Origin of the sequence: Pseudoalteromonas sp. 23_GOM-1509m (genome assembly GCF_000518425.1) — a bacterium.
Classification (GTDB): Bacteria; Pseudomonadota; Gammaproteobacteria; order Enterobacterales; family Alteromonadaceae; genus Pseudoalteromonas; species Pseudoalteromonas tetraodonis.
The window spans coordinates 276687-293943 of the sequence record NZ_KI912433.1 but is presented as its reverse complement, the minus strand read 5'-3'; the positions used below and the strand labels follow the sequence as shown (position 1 = coordinate 293943).

Annotated in this window: 20 protein-coding genes; 18 read left to right on the top strand and 2 right to left on the bottom strand. The window is 41.2% G+C overall.

The genetic code is table 11. The annotated features are described in order from the left end of the window. Positions 1-13 precede the first annotated feature (13 nt). From flhF to N523_RS0114675, 13 genes are read left to right on the top strand one after another with little or no spacing between them, the layout of a single operon-like run. Positions 14-1504, top strand: a complete 1491-nt coding sequence (flhF, locus tag N523_RS0114735; RefSeq protein ID WP_028833989.1) for a flagellar biosynthesis protein FlhF — start codon at positions 14-16, stop codon at positions 1502-1504. Then, entirely contained in the window at positions 1497-2357 is an 861-nt protein-coding gene (locus tag N523_RS0114730; RefSeq protein ID WP_010387928.1) for a MinD/ParA family ATP-binding protein, read from the top strand. Before flhF ends, N523_RS0114730 begins: the two co-directional genes overlap by 8 nt. A 26-nt stretch (positions 2358-2383) precedes the next feature. Further along, on the top strand, positions 2384-3094 hold the full coding sequence (locus tag N523_RS0114725; protein ID WP_008112209.1) for an RNA polymerase sigma factor FliA: 711 nt from the start codon (positions 2384-2386) through the stop codon (positions 3092-3094). A 40-nt stretch (positions 3095-3134) separates the two neighbouring features. Beyond that, positions 3135-3518, top strand: coding sequence for a chemotaxis response regulator CheY (gene cheY / locus N523_RS0114720; protein WP_008112210.1), 384 nt, complete (start codon positions 3135-3137; stop codon positions 3516-3518). Positions 3519-3534: 16 nt separating this feature from the next. Then, positions 3535-4302, top strand: coding sequence for a protein phosphatase CheZ (locus N523_RS0114715; RefSeq protein WP_028833990.1), 768 nt, complete (start codon positions 3535-3537; stop codon positions 4300-4302). 14 nt (positions 4303-4316) lie between these two features. Next, positions 4317-6533, top strand: a complete 2217-nt coding sequence (locus N523_RS0114710; protein WP_028833991.1) for a chemotaxis protein CheA — start codon at positions 4317-4319, stop codon at positions 6531-6533. Positions 6534-6586: 53 nt separating this feature from the next. Then, a complete protein-coding gene (locus N523_RS0114705) occupies positions 6587-7738 on the top strand; it encodes a protein-glutamate methylesterase/protein-glutamine glutaminase (protein WP_028833992.1) in 1152 nt (383 codons plus the stop codon). After that, on the top strand, positions 7731-8495 hold the full coding sequence (locus N523_RS0114700; protein ID WP_028833993.1) for a flagellar motor protein: 765 nt from the start codon (positions 7731-7733) through the stop codon (positions 8493-8495). Before N523_RS0114705 ends, N523_RS0114700 begins: the two co-directional genes overlap by 8 nt. Before the next feature lie 5 nt (positions 8496-8500). Continuing rightward, positions 8501-9463, top strand: coding sequence for a flagellar motor protein MotB (locus N523_RS0114695; protein ID WP_028833994.1), 963 nt, complete (start codon positions 8501-8503; stop codon positions 9461-9463). A 12-nt stretch (positions 9464-9475) separates the two neighbouring features. Continuing rightward, a complete protein-coding gene (locus tag N523_RS0114690; protein ID WP_008112222.1) occupies positions 9476-10246 on the top strand; it encodes a ParA family protein in 771 nt (256 codons plus the stop codon). A gap of 3 nt (positions 10247-10249) precedes the next feature. Then, positions 10250-10972, top strand: a complete 723-nt coding sequence (locus tag N523_RS0114685) for a chemotaxis protein CheW (RefSeq protein ID WP_028833995.1) — start codon at positions 10250-10252, stop codon at positions 10970-10972. Between the two features lie 21 nt (positions 10973-10993). Beyond that, positions 10994-11491, top strand: a complete 498-nt coding sequence (locus N523_RS0114680) for a chemotaxis protein CheW (protein ID WP_008112225.1) — start codon at positions 10994-10996, stop codon at positions 11489-11491. Positions 11492-11509: 18 nt separating this feature from the next. After that, entirely contained in the window at positions 11510-11911 is a 402-nt protein-coding gene (locus tag N523_RS0114675) for a DUF2802 domain-containing protein (protein ID WP_008112228.1), read from the top strand. Positions 11912-11938: 27 nt separating this feature from the next. Here N523_RS0114675 and N523_RS0114670 read toward each other — a convergent pair whose 3' ends face one another. After that, the gene (locus tag N523_RS0114670; protein ID WP_010387940.1) at positions 11939-12247 is read right to left on the bottom strand and encodes an EscU/YscU/HrcU family type III secretion system export apparatus switch protein; all 309 of its coding nucleotides are present in this window, start codon (positions 12245-12247) and stop codon (positions 11939-11941) included. Positions 12248-12249: 2 nt separating this feature from the next. Then, complete coding sequence (fliK, locus tag N523_RS0114665; RefSeq protein ID WP_028833996.1) at positions 12250-14415, bottom strand: flagellar hook-length control protein FliK; 2166 nt, start codon at positions 14413-14415, stop codon at positions 12250-12252. 113 nt (positions 14416-14528) lie between these two features. Between fliK and ccmA the strand changes: the two genes are divergently transcribed. Genes ccmA through ccmE form a run of 5 tightly spaced genes read left to right on the top strand, consistent with a single transcriptional unit; the run spans position 14529 to position 17256 of the window. After that, positions 14529-15149: a cytochrome c biogenesis heme-transporting ATPase CcmA gene (ccmA, locus tag N523_RS0114660; RefSeq protein ID WP_155949133.1), complete on the top strand. Its 621-nt coding sequence runs from the start codon at positions 14529-14531 to the stop codon at positions 15147-15149. Continuing rightward, a complete protein-coding gene (gene ccmB / locus N523_RS0114655) occupies positions 15149-15835 on the top strand; it encodes a heme exporter protein CcmB (RefSeq protein WP_028833998.1) in 687 nt (228 codons plus the stop codon). Before ccmA ends, ccmB begins: the two co-directional genes overlap by 1 nt. 1 nt (position 15836) lies before the next feature. Further along, complete coding sequence (locus N523_RS0114650) at positions 15837-16574, top strand: heme ABC transporter permease (RefSeq protein ID WP_010387946.1); 738 nt, start codon at positions 15837-15839, stop codon at positions 16572-16574. A gap of 2 nt (positions 16575-16576) precedes the next feature. Continuing rightward, entirely contained in the window at positions 16577-16780 is a 204-nt protein-coding gene (gene ccmD, locus N523_RS0114645; protein WP_008112240.1) for a heme exporter protein CcmD, read from the top strand. Continuing rightward, on the top strand, positions 16777-17256 hold the full coding sequence (gene ccmE, locus N523_RS0114640; protein ID WP_008465420.1) for a cytochrome c maturation protein CcmE: 480 nt from the start codon (positions 16777-16779) through the stop codon (positions 17254-17256). The genes ccmD and ccmE overlap by 4 nt, the downstream gene beginning before the upstream one ends. Position 17257 lies beyond the last annotated feature (1 nt).

The window sequence follows — 17257 nt, the reverse complement described above, 5'->3', positions numbered from 1 at the left end:
AGGGGTTTGAATTATGAAAATTAAACGTTTTTTTGCTAAAGACATGCGCACTGCACTAAAAGAAGTAAAAGAAGAGTTGGGTGTTGATGCGGTTATTATGTCAAATAAAAAACTAGCTAATGGCGTTGAAATTGTTGCTGCAGTTGATTACGACAAAGCAGCGACAAAACCGCCAGAGCAGCCTCAAAGCCAACCTGCTGAAAGAGCTTCATTTGCACATACTGAGCAAAGTTCACATAATTTTGTTAAACCAGAACCGCAACGCGCTCAACCTAAGCCACAGGCAAAGGTTGCAGATAGCTTACAAGCTTTACTAGAGCGTCAGTCTCCACGTCCTCGTTCAGCAGAGCTTGCTTCAATGTTTTCACACTCTGGCATTGACACTTCTGGTCACTATCAAGAACAAGAGCCTGTGCAATCACGACCTAAAAATATGTTTGAACGTGAACAAAGCGCGCCAGTGCGCCCTCGTACCCAAGCCGATAGCTTAGGTTTTGACGACTTAGACAGTGGCTTTGACGATTTAGATTCACCTAGCGCACCGCGTCAGCAAACAATGCATAAAGAATCCAGTGACATCAGCACAATGCGTGAAGAAATGAACGCAATTCGTCAACTATTAGAGCACCAAGTATCAGGTTTAATGCAGCAAGATATGGCACGTCGCGACCCGACCCGTGCATGTATGATTGACCGCTTAGTCGGTATGGGGATAGAAAAAAATGTTGCTGAGCAAATGGCATGTTTTGTACCAGACGATGTGTCTCGCCAACAAGGCTGGAAAGCTTTATTGAACATGGTTGAAGATCAAATGCAAACCACGAACAACGAAATACTTCGCCAAGGCGGTGTTTTTGCGTTAGTCGGACCTACTGGCGTGGGTAAAACCACCACAGTTGCAAAACTGGCAGCATTGGGTGCACAAAAATACGGTGCCGATAAAGTAGCGCTTATTACTACCGATACCTACCGTATTGGTGCTTATGAGCAGCTAGCAACGTATGGTCGTATTATAGGTTGTGGCGTTAAACAAGTTAAAGATGCAAATGAATTAGCAGAAGTTTTATACCATTTACGAAATAAACGTCTAGTCTTAATTGATACAGCAGGAATGAGTCAACGTGATTTACGCTTAACCGAGCAGTTAAACACCTTGATGCGTAATCAGCGTGTTGATATACGTAGTTATTTAGTATTAAGTGCGACGGCGCAAATTAATGTATTACAAGAAACAGTAAGGCACTTTAAAAAAGTACAGCTAAGTGGATGTATTTTTACTAAACTTGATGAGTCATTGAGTTTAGGTGAGATTATTAGTATTGCGATTCAAAATCGTCTCCCAATAGGGTATCTTACTAACGGTCAGCGAGTACCAGAAGATATTAGAGTGGCAAATGCCGAAAAACTAGTAAAAAAAGCTGAGCAATTGTATTTAAAAAGAATAAAAGCACAACAATCACGACACCAATCAGTGGCGTCGAGCACAGTAGAGATGTATGATTAACACAGTTTTAGATCAAGCAAGCGGCCTTCGCAAAATGAGCAAGAATAATAATAACGGCGTAAAAGTTATCGCTGTCACCGGCGGCAAAGGTGGAGTGGGTAAAACGAACGTATCCCTTAACACGGCAATCGCGTTAGGCCAACAAGGCAAACGTGTGCTTGTACTAGATGCTGATTTAGGATTAGCGAATTGTGATGTGATGCTTGGACTGCGCGTTGAGCGTAATTTATCTCATGTTTTATCGGGCGAATGTGAACTTGATGATATTTTAGTCGAAGGTCCCGCAGGCATAAAAATAGTGCCTGCAACATCGGGTTCGCAAAGTATGGTTGAGTTATCACCCTCAGAGCACGCTGGACTTATTCGTGCATTTAGTGAACTTAACACCGATTTTGATATTTTAATTGTTGATACCGCTGCGGGTATTTCCGATATGGTGCTGAGTTTTTCTCGCGCAGCGCAAGATGTGGTTGTGGTGGTATGTGATGAGCCTACATCAATTACCGATGCCTATGCTTTAATTAAAGTACTAAGCCGTGAGCACGGCGTTTATAAATTTAAAATTGTTGCCAATATGGTGCGTAGTTTACGCGAGGGGCAGGAATTGTTTGCAAAACTTTCAAAGGTTACCGACCGATTTTTAGATATATCGATGGAGTTGGTTGCAACGGTTCCATATGATGAAAATATGCGCAAATCAACGCGCCGCCAAAAAGTAATTGTTGAGGTTTTTCCTGGGTCGCCTGCTGCGATTGCTTTTAAAACACTGGCGACAAAAATTGCTAAGTGGCCAACACCTAGTCAAGCCTCGGGTCATTTAGAGTTTTTCATTGAGAAACTAGTTAGTAACTAACAATGACAATACCGGTGAATAGAGCTATGGGATATCAGTCAACACAGAATTTAAATATGATTGTTGAAAAGCATGCCTCATTAGTCAAAAAAGTGGCGTGCCATTTAATTGCTCGTTTACCGGCCAGTGTGCAGCTAGATGATTTAATTCAATCGGGTATGATTGGTTTAATTGAAGCTTCAAAAAACTTTGATGCAAGTAAAGGCGCAAGCTTTGAAACCTTTGCCGGTATTCGTATTCGTGGTGCGATGATAGACGAAATGCGCCGAGGCGATTGGGTTCCACGTTCAGTTCACAGAAAAAGCCGTTTGGTTGCAGAGACTATTGTTGCGCTTGAGAACAGTTTAAACCGTGAGCCTAAAGATAGTGAAGTTGCTGAAAAACTTGAAATTTCGCTAAATGAGTACCATCATATTTTAAACGATGTAAATGTAAGCAAAGTGTTAGGCATTGAAGACCTTGGTATAGATGACGATGTGATTACACCTCATGGCCAAGATTTAGCACTAGACAAACCGTTCAATAATGTTAAAAATGAACGGTTTAATGAGTCTTTACTCAGTGCAATAAAGTCGTTACCGGAAAAAGATGCAATGGTGCTTTCTTTATACTATAACGATGAGATGAATTTAAAAGAAATTGGGCATATACTCGATGTAAGTGAATCGCGTGTAAGTCAGATACATGGTCAGGCGATGATTAAGCTTAAAGCAAAAATCAATGACTGGATAAACTAGAAGTAAGTAAATAAAGGTTCAGGCCTCACTGGAGGATGTTTTGGATAAAAACATTAAAATTCTTGTTGTTGATGATTTCTCAACAATGAGACGTATTATTAAAAACCTGTTGCGCGATTTAGGTTTTACCAATGTTCAAGAAGCAGATGACGGGTCAACTGCTTTGCCTATGTTGCAAAATCAAGCGTTTGATTTTGTTGTAACAGATTGGAATATGCCAGGCATGCAAGGTATTGATCTTTTAAGGGCAATTCGAGCTGATGAAAAATTAAAGCATATTCCTGTTTTAATGGTTACAGCAGAAGCTAAAAAAGAACAAATAATTGCTGCGGCCCAAGCAGGTGTTAATGGTTATATTGTTAAACCATTTACTGCAGGTACATTGAAAACTAAATTAGAAAAAGTGTTCGAACGCTTAGGTTAATGAGAGGGAGAGGCTTATGTCAGCACCTGCTGCGCCTCAGATTACTTTAGAACAAGCTCGCCAGTTAGTTGTTTTTTTAGAAAATGGTGAGCAAGATAAAGCGAATCAGTTAATTTTAGAAACAGCTTCACAAGAGCAATCACAGTTATTTGCTGAGGTGGGTAAGTTGACGCGTCAACTGCACGAAGCTTTAAAAAGTTTCGAGTTAGACACGCGTTTAACAGACATTACCACTGATGCCATCCCTGACGCTAAAAAACGCCTTAACTATGTCATGGAAATGACAGAAAGCGCAGCCAATAAGACAATGGATGCGGTTGAAGCAAGCTTACCATTAGCACAAGAAATCGCTGACGAAATAGCTGATATCAAGCCAACGTGGGATCGTTTAATGAACCGCGAAATAGAGCTTGGTGAGTTTAAATCACTTTGTCATAGTATTGATAAGTTTATGAGCAGTTCTCATCACAAAACCGATGAGTTACAAATGCTGATGACTAATGTACTGATGGCTCAAGACTATCAAGATTTAACCGGTCAGGTTATTCGCCGTGTTATTGAACTTGTCCGTGAAGTTGAAGAAAGTTTAATTCACCTGTTAACTGCATTTGCAGCGCAAGGTGGTGAGGTTGAACCAACTGAACAACCAGAAAAAATAGAAGATCCCATTGTTGCACAAACACTAGCAGGTCCCGAAGGGCCTATTATTGATAAAGAAACGCGTAATGATGTTGTATCTGATCAAGATGAAGTTGATGATCTATTATCAAGTTTGGGCTTCTAATAGGAGAGTACTGCATGAGCTTTGAAGTCGATGAAGATATTTTACAAGACTTTTTAGTAGAGGCCGGAGAAATCCTTGAGCTTTTATCTGAACAGTTAGTAGAACTGGAAAACAACCCAGATGATACTGAGCTACTAAACGCAATATTTCGCGGTTTCCACACTGTAAAGGGTGGCGCTGGCTTTTTGGCTATGACAGAGCTTGTTGATGCATGTCATGGTGCTGAAAATGTGTTTGATTTACTGCGCCAAGGTGTAAGAACAGTTAACTCTGAATTAATGGATGTGATTTTACAAGCACTGGACACCATTAATGAAATGTTTGCCACGATTAAAAATCGTGACCAGCCAGAGCCTGCTGATCCAGAATTACTTGCAGTACTTCACAAACTTGGGCAGCCACCGACATCAGAAGAGCTTGCCGGCGATTCTGTGGTTGAAGATATAGCTCCTGTGGAAACTCCATCGGTAGAGCCTGAACCAGTTGCAGAGCAACAGAGCAACGATGCTGAAGAAGACCCGTTTGCTTTTGATGAATTATTTAGCGGCCCAGATAGCAGCAGTACTGAGTCTCAGATTGATGAAATAACCGAAGACGAATTCGAAAGCCTACTTGATGAACTTCATGGAAAAGGGCAAGCTCCACAAGAAAAACAATCATCATCAAGTGACAATGATGTCAGTGGTGATATAACTGACGATGAGTTTGACAGCTTATTGGATGAACTTCATGGTGTAGGCAGCTTTGGCGAAGTGAGCCAAGCAACCGCAAGTACACCACAACAAACACCATCAGCCCCTGTGGCTCCACCAAGTAACGAGCAAAGCTCGGGCGATGATGAAATAAGTGACGACGAGTTTGAAGCGTTACTTGATGAACTTCATGGTAAAGGTGCACCTAAGTCGATAGAAACACCGGCTCCTGTAAGTAAACCAGAACCAGTGGCAGCTAAAAAGCCAGAACCAGTTGCTGCAGCTAAGCCACAGCCTAAACCAGAGCCAGCTAAGCCGGCTCCTGCGGCACAAGCAGCTAAAGCTGCGCCGCCTAAAAAAGCAGCGCCTCCACCGGCAGAAACAACAGTACGTGTTGATACCAAACGCCTAGACCAAATAATGAACATGGTGGGCGAGTTAGTACTTGTGCGAAATCGCTTAGTGAGTTTGGCGACTAATTCTGATAGCGAGGCTATGGGTAAAGCTATTTCCAACTTAGATGTTGTGACTGCTGATATCCAAGGTGCAGTAATGCAAACACGAATGCAGCCAATTAAAAAAGTATTTGGCCGTTTTCCTCGTGTTGTACGTGACTTAGCACGAACACTTAAAAAAGATATTAATTTATTACTTGTCGGTGAAGACACCGATTTAGATAAAAATTTAGTGGAAGCATTGGCCGATCCATTGGTGCATTTGGTTCGCAACTCGGTCGACCATGGTATTGAAATGCCCGATATTCGTGAAGCATCGGGTAAACCTAGAACAGGTACGGTGACTTTATCAGCTTCGCAACAGGGTGATCATATTCTACTTACCATCCAAGATGATGGTGCCGGTATGGATGCTGAAAAGCTTAAAAAGATTGCGATTAGTAAAGGGGTGCTTGATCACGACCAAGCGAGTCGTCTTTCTGATACTGAAGCTTATAACCTTATTTTTGCACCTGGGTTTTCAACCAAAGAAGAAATCTCAGATATTTCTGGCCGTGGTGTTGGTATGGATGTGGTTAAAACAAAAATCACTCAGCTCAATGGCTCGGTTAACATAAAATCAGAAATGGGCGTAGGGACTACTTTAGAAATCAAAGTTCCACTAACACTTGCGATATTGCCTACCTTAATGGTGGTGGTGGGAGAGCAAACCTTTGCCTTGCCGCTAGCGGGTGTAAGTGAAATATTCCACTTAGATTTAACAAAAACTAATGTGGTTGATGGCCAGCTAACGATTATTGTTCGTAAAAAGTCGATTCCATTATTCTACCTTGAACATTGGCTTATAAAAGGCGCTGATAGAGGTCAGCGAAAAGCACAAGGGCATGTCGTTATTGTGCAAATAGGGACTCAAAAAGTAGGGTTCGTTGTTGATTCACTAATAGGTCAAGAAGAAGTGGTGATTAAGCCTCTAGATGCATTATTGCAAGGTACGCCGGGTATGGCGGGTGCGACTATTACCTCTGATGGTGGAATTGCACTGATATTAGATGTACCGAGTATGCTAAAGCATTACGCTGGATAATAAAAAGTAGGTATAAACTTTATGCCTACCCATTCATTGAATAAGAGAGCGAAATGGCTGTTAAAGTTTTAGTAGTTGATGATTCAAGCTTTTTTCGCCGCAGAGTGAGTGAAATTCTTGAACAAGACAGCGGCATTGAGGTAATAGGCTTTGCTGTAAATGGCCGAGAGGCCGTCGAAAAAACAGCTCAGTTACGTCCTGATGTTATCACCATGGATGTTGAAATGCCGGTGCTGGATGGTATTAGTGCTGTGAAAGAGATCATGGCGAGTAATCCAACACCTATTTTAATGTTTTCATCGTTAACACGAGCAGGGGCATCTGCCACTTTGGATGCGCTTGATGCTGGGGCGATGGACTTTTTACCTAAAAAGTTTGAAGATATTGCTCGAAATAACGATGATGCAATTAAGTTATTGCAAAATAAGGTTAAGGAAATAGGCCGCCAGCGTATTGGAAGAATTACGAGAACGGCCCCATCTCCAAGTATTAGTAAACCAGCGTCAAACAGTTCTGAACGCTTTTCTAACCTTGCTAAAAAGCCGATAGTTCAACCTGATCGTAGCTTTAATAATGCGAGTCCTGCACCTACTAACAGCAGTGCCTCAGCGCGTGCCAGTGGTAAGCAGTATCAGTTAGTTGCTATTGGTACATCCACAGGTGGGCCAGTTGCACTGCAAACTATTTTGACGCAATTACCTGCTAATTTTCCACACCCTATTCTACTCATACAGCATATGCCTGCTGCATTTACCCCGGCCTTTGCTACTCGCTTAGATGGCTTGTGTAAGATTAAGGTAAAAGAAGCGCAGCAAGGCGATAGATTACAACCTGGGTGCGCTTATTTAGCGCCAGGTGGCCAGCAAATGATGGTAGAAGGACGTGGCTCTAATAGAACCCTTCGTGTGTTTGAAGATAAAAATGAACGAGTAAACTATAAACCAAGTGTTGATATTACCTTTGGCAGTGCGGCCAAAGCGTATCAAGGTGATGTGCTTGCCATTATTTTGACAGGCATGGGTGCAGATGGTCGTGATGGTGCTCGCATGCTTAAGCAAACTGGCGCTACAATTTGGGCTCAGGATGAAAAAAGCTGTGTTGTCTATGGTATGCCTCAGGCGATAGCCAGTGCAGGTTTAGCGAGCGAAAGCATTAGCCTTCATGATGTGGCTGCACGCTTAAAAAGAGAGGTTGGCTGTGGATAAGCTTTCTGTTTTAGGATTACTGGTTGCATTAGGTGCTATTGCAATCGGTTATTCTTTAGAGGGAGGTGTGGTATCTGCGCTGTTTAATGGGCCTGCACTAATTATTGTATTAGGCGGTACATTAGGTGCGGTGATGCTACAAACATCAGCCAATACATTTAAAAAAATGCTTAGTATTACTCATTGGGTTTTTGTTACCGACGACCATGATATTGAAGATGCTATTGAGCAAGTAAAACGCTGGTCGCATAAAGCCCGTCAAGAAGGCTATTTAGCATTAGAAAACGAAGCACTTGCGCATTCAGATCCCTATGCTGCCAAAGGACTGAGTTTATTAGTTGATGGCTGTTCAGAGCAAAAACTACGCGATACCCTCGAGATTGACTTATTACTTGAGCGAGAACGATTACTTGAGGCTAGCCGGGTATATGAAGCAATGGGTGGGTATAGCCCAACTATTGGTATTTTAGGTGCTGTACTTGGGCTTATTCAAGCCATGTCATTTATTAACGATCCTGAGCAGTTAGGAACGGGTATTGCCACCGCGTTCATTGCAACTATATATGGTGTTGGTTTGGCTAATTTATTATTTTTACCTATGGCCAATAAGCTAAAGCAACGGGTTGAACAAAAGATGCTTTATCACGAAATGTTAGCGGAAGGTGTAATTGCTATTAGCCAAGGTGAGAGCCCTATTAATATTGAACTAAAGCTTGAAGCCTACCGCGTTGAACGTCCAATTTTACAGGCCCATTAGCGCCTATGTTACGCCGTCGCTTACGTCATCACCAATTAAAGAGCCAACATACTGAGCGTTGGTTAGTTTCTTATGCGGATTATATGACCATAATGTTTGCATTTTTTGTTGTATTGTATGCAATTGCGATAAATAAAGAAGACAACATCAAGGTTTTATCTGATTCTCTTGAGCATGTTTTTGATAAGTCTGCAAAACAATATTCTCAGCAGGGTAACGGGGTAAATGGTGATGCTTTATTGCTTGAAAGGGTGACCCCTGAGGCTGAAATACTCTATGGCGAAAGTATTCAAGAGCTAGAGCAAGGCCCAGTGTTACTCGATGGTCAAAGTGACAATAGCAATATTAGTCAACGCCACTTAGGTAAGCCGCTGGATAGTTTATTGGCTAAATTACAATCGTCGCTGATTGATGAGATACGCAGTGGCGAGGCTAGCTTAGAACTAAGCCAAGACTGGTTGGTTATTGAGCTCAATTCCGGATTGTTGTTTGCCAGTGGTAGTGCTGTTGCACATAACAAGGCCAAAGAGATTGTAAAAAAAATTGAAGCAATCATCGCATCAGTCGATAACTATATAAGAGTACGCGGGTATACAGATAACGAAACCATACGAAATGAAATATTTCGTTCTAATTGGGAGTTATCAGTGGCGCGTGCAACCTCAATATTAGTTGAGCTAGAGCGTTTGGGCATTGAATCCGCGCGCATGGCCATTGAGGGATATGGTCAATACTCGCCCTTTGCCGATAATGATACCGAAGCTGGGCGTGCTGAAAACCGTAAAGTCGTGATTGCACTTTCTAAATATGGTTTAGCACCAGAGCCCTCTGATGAACAAACGAAATCATCAATTTCAGTATCAGAGCAAAGTCAGCCAGAAATTGAGCTACCTGCCCAAGACGATACAATAAAAATAATCCGTTTACCGCATGGTGGCATCCGTGTTACAACGCGCAACGAACAGTAATTAGGATATAATGTGAAAGTTTGGACAGTAGCCAATCAAAAAGGGGGAGTAGGCAAAACCACTACAGCGGTTAGCCTTGCAGGGATCCTTGCGCTTCAAGGCAAGCGCGTGTTATTGATTGATACAGATCCTCATGCTTCACTAACCTATTACTTTGGTATTGATTCAGAAGATTTAGAGGTCAGTGTTTACGATATTTTTACTCGCGGCTCGAGTATGAAAAGCGAAGAAATATTGCAAGCATTATGCCCCTCAACAATTGAAAACCTTGATATTTTACCTGCAACTATGGCGATCGCGACACTTGACCGTAGCATGGGTAATAAAACGGGAATGGGCCTGATTTTAAAAAAAACACTGGCTAAAATTAGCGAGTATTACGATTACGCAATTTTAGATTGCCCACCTGTTTTAGGTGTGCTGATGGTCAATGCGCTTGCCGCCTGTGAAAGAGTGTTAGTGCCGGTGCAAACTGAGTTCTTGGCGCTTAAAGGGCTCGATAGAATGATGCGTACTATGGAGTTAATGCAAACCTCTCAAGCGAAAAGCTATGAATATACTATAATTCCAACTATGTATGATAAACGAACCAAAGCATCGCTTGAGGCCTATAAAACATTACAAGAAACGTATAAAGAAAAAGTATGGCCAGGCGTTATTCCTGTTGATACTAAATTTAGAGATGCAAGTTTAGCGCAAAAAGTACCGGTAGATTTTTGCCCAAATGCGCGTGGAGTCTATGCTTATAAAGCATTACTTAAATATTTAATAAAACAAGGTTAATAAATGAGTAAGCAATTATTTGCTAATGAAAAAGTAGTCACTCAGTACTTAGGGGCGTTATTATCTGATGACGAACCAACAAAAGACCTTGAGCCTGTTGCTAAACTGCTTGAGCAGGTAACGTATGAAGAGCAAAAAGAACAACCAGTAATAGTTGAGCCTGTTGTTGAAGTTGAAAAGCTTAATAAGCAAGTATCGAATGTAGAAATTGACACCCACCAAGAGCAACACGTCGTGCCTGAGCAAGAGGTGGCTGTAGGTGGTGAAGCTGACTACTTTGATGGTGAGTTTCAAGCGCTGTTTTTTGAAGTGGCAGGGCTTACTTTAGCGGTGCCGCTAAAAGCCTTAGGTGGCATTCATGAGCTTGGAGAAGTAAATCATTTATTTGGCAAGCCTAAGTGGTTTAAAGGGGTTATGATCAACCGAGAAGAAAAGCTCAATGTTGTTGATACCGCTCGCTGGGTTATGCCTGAAAAGTACGATGAGCAGTTAGAGGCATCTTTAAATTATCAATACCTCATCACTTTAGGTGATAGCCAATGGGGTTTATTAGCAGAAAAACTAATAAATAACATTACATTGAGTAAAGAAGATGTAAAATGGCGTACAAATAACAGTAAGCGCCCATGGCTTGCTGGAGTAATTAAAGAAAAAATGTGTGCTTTAATAGATGTTAATAATTTAAACGCACTATTAGAGAAAGGCTTAGATAGCCGTCACAAGTAATGACCATTACGAGGTAAGAGCATGAGTGAAGATAAATTACTGTCAGCTAAGAAAAATGCAGATAATAATGATGAGATTTTGCAGTGGGTTACGTTCAAGCTAGAAGATGAAACTTATGGCGTAAATGTAATGCAAGTGCAAGAAATACTGCGTTACACCGAGATTGCTCCTGTACCAGGTGCACCTTCGTATGTGATTGGTATTATTAACTTACGTGGTAATGTTGTTACCGTTATTGATACTCGCTCTCGTTTTGGTTTACCTGATATTGAAGCGACGGATAATTCACGTATTTTAATTATTGAAGCAGAAGAGCAAGTGATTGGCATTCTAGCCGATAGCGTTTCTGAGGTTGTTTACCTACGTAGCTCTGAAATTGACAGTGCGCCAAATGTAGGTACAGAGGAAAGTGCTAAATTTATTCAAGGTGTATGTAACCGCGACAATGAGTTACTTATTCTGGTTGATTTAAATAAACTACTTAGTGATGACGAATGGGATGAGTTAAGCGATATATAAGCTTCTCTACATAAAACTATGTTATTACTTGGTATTGCTATTGCGGGTTTAGTTTTTGGACTATTCTCGCTGCTTTTAATTGTGATGTTTAAAAAGCGCTATGCGAGTGAGCTTGGCGCGCAATTACAACAGTTTAAAGATTCATCAGAGCAGATTAATATTTTACGTAGCGAAGTGTCAGAGTTGCGAACCGGTTTACTGAGTATTGGTAAGCGTGTGCTTGAGGTAGAACAACAAAACCAAGAGCTTATACAGCAACAAGCAGCTCAAAAATACGATGACCCCGATGCTAAAATATACTCTCGTGCAGTAAAAATGGTTGAGTTAGGTGCTGATTTAGATGAGGTTATTCGCGAATGTGAATTACCCCGCGCCGAGGCTGAACTGTTGTTTTCATTACACAAACAAAAAGGCGCTTAGCGCCTTTTTTGCTTTTATAACACTGCGTTATGCTTTTATATTTAGCTTTCCCTGAAAGTCTTGCCAACCAGGCGGAAACTTTCCTCTAACCACGTATGAAAACGCAATGAGCTCAGCAATAACAAAGTACAACTCTTTGGGGATCTCTTCTGCGAGGTCTAGTTTCGATAGTGTATTTGCAAGTGCTTCATCTTGATGGATTAAAATTCCTTTTTCTTTGGCTAGGGCAATAATTTCATCCGCCAGTTCACCAAACCCTTTAGCACTTACAATGGGTGAATGTCCCGCCTCGTAGAGTAGTCCAATTGCTGAATTGCTTTTTGATGACTCAGTCATGACTAAACCTTAATATTAATAATGGCATGCGATTGGTAAAATGCTTGATGGTTATCATCCGCTCGTTTTAGTTTAAGCTCACCCACTTGTAAGCCTTGTTTTGCCAGTTTTGAGCGTAAATTATCAAGATGTGGATGAGCTAAAGCGCTCACCGCTTGGGTTGAGGCTAACAACTGACAATCTAAAGCTTTATCCATGAGTTCTGCTATTATTTGTAGCTTACCCAGTTCGGCATAATCAAAGTTGAGCCTAACAAACCAGACATTTTTATCCGCTAGTTTACCGCTACTGTGCTTTTTATACTGCCCTAAAGTTATTTCTGTTTGCGCCGCTTCAGCAGGCAGCTTCATCGGTAATAAAAATTGCACCAAGGCGTTTGTGTCAGGTTGTTGACTAATAGCAGGCGTTTGTACTTGGCTTAATGTGTTCTTAATTTGGGTTAATTCACCTGCTAATGCTTGTACTTGTGGTTGCTGTAATTGTTCCAACAATTTATTGGCGCTATTACCCACTTTAAACGTCGGTAATAAAACCTGCAGTAAAGCTTCTAAACCCGTTTGATTATTAATACTCACCGCACTTGGATTTTGGTTAATGATAGGCGCGGCTAAAATGCTTAATGAAAGCTGTTCAACACCTCTATTAAACGAGCTTTGTAAGATGTCGCTTTGAAGTTGTGTGGGCTTTATGGTGCTGAGTATTTCGCGCTGTATGGTTGCTGGGTGTAAATTAGTATCTGACAACATGCGATTAAAAGCCTGATTAACTAAACGGTTTAAATCGGTTCCTTGATCAGTCAGTTTGCTTGTAATGGTATTAAGTTGGCTGCTTATTATTTGGTTGGTCGCATCTTTTTGTTCTATTGAGGTGTTTGGACTGTGTTTTAAAACCGTCGCTAATAAGAGTTTTTCTAAAGGCTGTAAGCTCTGACCTAATGTAGCCGCGTTAGTTGATGGGGATGAAAAAGGAGTCACTAAAGGAGATAAAGTGTGTGCTGCTAACGGTTGTTGTTGCCACATAGAAACGCTTGATTTTATTTGCTGGGTAAATTGCATTAGGGGCGGCGCTAAATTTGACACGTTTTTTAATTGTGTCATGTCAATTTTTTGCATTGGGGTGAGCCATTTTTGCTGAGCATCGCCTGTAAATTCTGGTTTTTGAGATGAGCTTACCGAGGTCGTAAATGGCTTGCTTTCAAAGTACTTTACCGCATCTAAAATACGCGTTTTAAAATCAGCAAAACTGCTTTTCAACCATGATTGTATCGGACTATTTATCGTGCTGAGCGGATGCTGTTTACTCGGCGAGTGATCAATTAGGCCTTGCGATTGTTGCAAAGAGAGCATCTCATTAAACGGTTTACTAAATGAGTTTTTAAGGCTCACAGTCATAGTGTGATAAGCGGTTTTGATCAGTAATTTATCTGCTTGGTGAGTAATGTTTACCTTAGTCGGGATGGTAGGTAGTTCACTTAATTGTCGATGACTTAGGTTAATAGTTAATGAGTCTTTAAAAGAGTTTGGGCTTAATACCGCAAACTTAGGCATAGCATGAAGCTGAGCAGGGGTTAAATTACTGGCAAGCAACTGTGTTAGTTTGGCTTGGTTTATTGGCTGTGAATGCACTATATCTGCAAAACGGTTAATAATATTAAGTCGTGTACCTTTGCTATCCGTTTCAATCATCCCCTTTATTAAAGGCTCATCTGCGAGTAATTGTGCAACGTGTTTATTAATAGCAATACTGGCATTAAATTTTTCAATGACCAACTTTGGTGTTGGTTGTAATACCACCTGAAGTGATAATGGACTGTTTTGAATATCACTTTGGGTGTTTATAAAATTTAAAAATCGTTGCAACTGAGTCGGTTGTTTAATTGTTAAAGTTGTATTGTTAGGGATGATGGTTAAGCTTTTACCATCTGCACTTAACTGTATGTTAGCGCTTGCTATTTTTTCAACGTTTGTGAATGTCTCAGTTGTCCCAAGGCGAATCGTTTGCCAATGCTTATTCATAAACACATCAAGCGTGACTGAATCTTTAGAAAACTGAATATTTTTTGCCGCCAGCACTTCAGGTGGCAGTGTTGCTAACGCAGCCTTACCTGAATCAGTTGTTTGATTACTAACCTGTGGGTTAGACAATGTGATGTGCGTTGGTGTATTCATTATTTTATATCAAGTTTTCTTTATTTTAAGTAAATCGATTCTAAAGCAATATTCGTATTACCCTATCATTATGGTAGACTTACGGCTAATTTTTGGCAGAGAGAATCGTCATCTTGTTACACATTAAGTCCGTTACTTGTATCAAGCAAGAGCGTTGTTTGTTTGATGAACTTAATTTTAGCCTTAAAAGCGGTCAAATCATGCAGTTAGCCGGCCCTAATGGGGCTGGTAAAACATCATTATTGCGCATTATTGCTGGTTTTTCGCTGCCGGATGAAGGTGATATTTTATACCTAAATCAATCTATCAAAAAATATTATGACGAATATGCCAGAGACTTATTATTTATAGGCCATAAAACCGGTGTTAACGTACAACTTAGTGCACTTGAAAATGTAGCACATTGGTTGGCTATTAATGGTTATGTTGATACTCCTGACTTATACCCTTTATTAAGTAAGTTAGGTTTAGTGGGACTGGAAGATGTGCCTGTAAGAATGTTATCTGCGGGTCAACAGCGGCGGGTGGCACTCGTTCGATTATGGTTATCTGAAGCGAAGTTATGGATTTTAGATGAACCTTTCACGGCGCTAGATAAAACCGGGGTTGCCTTTTTACAGCAACGTTTTACTGAGCACTTATCAAAGGGGGGCGCTATTTTGTTAACAACACACCAAGATTTAACCACCCACTTTAGTGACTTACAAACGTTGACTTTGGAGTACCGCCACTAATGACACGACAGCATTCATATTGGCAGTTATTTGTCGCGGTATTTAGCAAAGACGTTAAGCTCGCTTTTCGTCAGCGCGCTGAAATAGTTAATCCTATCTTGTTTTTTTTAATTGTTATCTCACTGTTTCCATTAGCCATAGGGCCTGAGCCAGGCTTGCTATCAAGAATGGCACCGGGCATTATTTGGGTGGCGGCTTTATTATCGACCATGCTTGGCCTTGATAAACTGTTTAGAGATGATTACCACGACGGCTCTTTGGAGCAGCTCATTGCTTCGTCATACCCCTTATCATTAACGGTGCTGGGCAAAGTAGCCGCACACTGGGTGATCACCGGCCTCCCGTTAGTGCTAATGACCCCTTTATTTGCTTTACTACTAAATTTAGAAACGACTGCCTTAGTGGCAACGTTATTAACGCTATTATTGGGCACGCCTTTATTGAGCTTCATTGGCGCAATAGGAGCGGGTTTGACTGTGGGATTACAAAAAGGCGGCATTTTAATGAGTCTGCTCGTTTTGCCTTTGTATATTCCGGTTTTAATTTTTGCAACTTCCGCTATTGATACCAGCACTATGTCGCTGGATTACAGTGGTCAGCTTGCAATCCTTGGTGCAATGTTAGTCGTTGCGACTATCAGTGCGCCAATTGCCATATCATCAGCATTAAAAGTGAGTGTAAGTTAATATGTGGAAGTGGTTACATCCGTATGCGAAAGCAGAGCGAGCATATCAATTATGCAATACTCTACTGCCATATTTTGCAGTAGTAACGGTTATTAGTATGGTTGTTGGTTGGGTATGGGGATTAGGTTTTGCTCCTGCCGATTACCAACAAAAAGACAGTTATCGTATTATTTTTATTCACGTGCCCTCCGCTATTTTATCTATGGGCGCCTATTCATCAATGGCGATTGCAGCCATTGTTGCGCTTGTATGGCAATTACGCAATGCAGAGCTTGCGGTGATTGCAATAGCACCCGTAGGTGCCTGCATGACCGCAATAGCCTTAATCACCGGTGCTGCGTGGGGTAAACCTATGTGGGGTGCTTGGTGGGTATGGGATGCACGACTGACCTCTGAACTCATTTTGTTATTTTTATATCTAGGGGTGTTGTCTTTGTACCATGCCTTTGAAGATAAAAAATCAGCCGGTCGCGCCGCGTCTATTTTAGCTATTGTTGGGGTTATTAACTTGCCTATCATTCACTTTTCGGTGGAATGGTGGAATACCCTGCATCAAGGGGCAAGCATCACTAAGTTTAACCGCGACGCGGTAGATCCAAGTATGTTTTGGCCGTTAATGATTAATATTTTAGCCTTTGCCGCGTTTGTTGGTACTGTGACTTTAATTCGTCTTAAAAATGAAATTTTACACCGTGAAAAGCACCGCCCATGGGTGCGACAGTTGTTAACTAAGGGGTAATTATGCAGTTTGACTCGTTTTCAGATTTTATTGCAATGGGAGGCTATGGCTTTTATGTATGGCTTTCTTTTGGTACATGCGCATTAATTTTATTAGGCATTTTATTTAGCTCGTTACGCGACAAAAAACAAATTTTAGCGTCGGTGGAGCAGCAAATTGCGCGTGAAACTCGAATTAAAAATTCTAAGCAGGAGCAAACCTCGTGAACCCTAGACGTAAAAAACGCCTTTTGGTTATTATTGCCGTACTCTTTGGTATTGGTGGATCAATTGGTTTAGTGTTGTACGCCTTACAAGAAAACATTAATTTGTTTTACACCCCCAGTGAATTAATTGATGGTAAAGGCCCGAATAAAGAAAAGCCTCATATAGGACAAAAGCTCCGCATTGGCGGTATGGTTGTCCCTGGTACAGTGCAAAGAAATGAGCAAAGCTTACAGGTAAGCTTTAAGTTGATTGATACTGGCCCATTGGTCACGGTGCGTTATCAAGGAATTTTGCCTGATCTATTTCGTGAAGGGCAAGGAATTGTTGCACAAGGTGTGTTAGTTGAACCTAACGTCATTGAAGCGTTTGAAGTACTGGCTAAACATGATGAAGAATATATGCCAGCCGAGGTTGCCGAGGCAGTAAAAGGAATTAAGCACGAGAAACCAAAATACAATTTAGATAGTGGGAGCTAAT

What these genes read in the sequence shown, in the direction of transcription:
- flhF (WP_028833989.1), top strand. Translation starts at nt 14, where the DNA reads ATGAAAATTAAACGTTTTTTTGCTAAAGACATGCGCACTGCACTAAAA.
- N523_RS0114730 (WP_010387928.1), top strand. Translation starts at nt 1,497, where the DNA reads ATGATTAACACAGTTTTAGATCAAGCAAGCGGCCTTCGCAAAATGAGC.
- N523_RS0114725 (WP_008112209.1), top strand. Translation starts at nt 2,384, where the DNA reads ATGGGATATCAGTCAACACAGAATTTAAATATGATTGTTGAAAAGCAT.
- N523_RS0114715 (WP_028833990.1), top strand. Translation starts at nt 3,535, where the DNA reads ATGTCAGCACCTGCTGCGCCTCAGATTACTTTAGAACAAGCTCGCCAG.
- N523_RS0114710 (WP_028833991.1), top strand. Translation starts at nt 4,317, where the DNA reads ATGAGCTTTGAAGTCGATGAAGATATTTTACAAGACTTTTTAGTAGAG.
- N523_RS0114705 (WP_028833992.1), top strand. Translation starts at nt 6,587, where the DNA reads ATGGCTGTTAAAGTTTTAGTAGTTGATGATTCAAGCTTTTTTCGCCGC.
- N523_RS0114695 (WP_028833994.1), top strand. Translation starts at nt 8,501, where the DNA reads ATGTTACGCCGTCGCTTACGTCATCACCAATTAAAGAGCCAACATACT.
- N523_RS0114685 (WP_028833995.1), top strand. Translation starts at nt 10,250, where the DNA reads ATGAGTAAGCAATTATTTGCTAATGAAAAAGTAGTCACTCAGTACTTA.
- N523_RS0114680 (WP_008112225.1), top strand. Translation starts at nt 10,994, where the DNA reads ATGAGTGAAGATAAATTACTGTCAGCTAAGAAAAATGCAGATAATAAT.
- N523_RS0114675 (WP_008112228.1), top strand. Translation starts at nt 11,510, where the DNA reads ATGTTATTACTTGGTATTGCTATTGCGGGTTTAGTTTTTGGACTATTC.
- N523_RS0114670 (WP_010387940.1), bottom strand. Translation starts at nt 12,247, where the DNA reads ATGACTGAGTCATCAAAAAGCAATTCAGCAATTGGACTACTCTACGAG.
- fliK (WP_028833996.1), bottom strand. Translation starts at nt 14,415, where the DNA reads ATGAATACACCAACGCACATCACATTGTCTAACCCACAGGTTAGTAAT.
- ccmB (WP_028833998.1), top strand. Translation starts at nt 15,149, where the DNA reads ATGACACGACAGCATTCATATTGGCAGTTATTTGTCGCGGTATTTAGC.
- N523_RS0114650 (WP_010387946.1), top strand. Translation starts at nt 15,837, where the DNA reads ATGTGGAAGTGGTTACATCCGTATGCGAAAGCAGAGCGAGCATATCAA.
- ccmD (WP_008112240.1), top strand. Translation starts at nt 16,577, where the DNA reads ATGCAGTTTGACTCGTTTTCAGATTTTATTGCAATGGGAGGCTATGGC.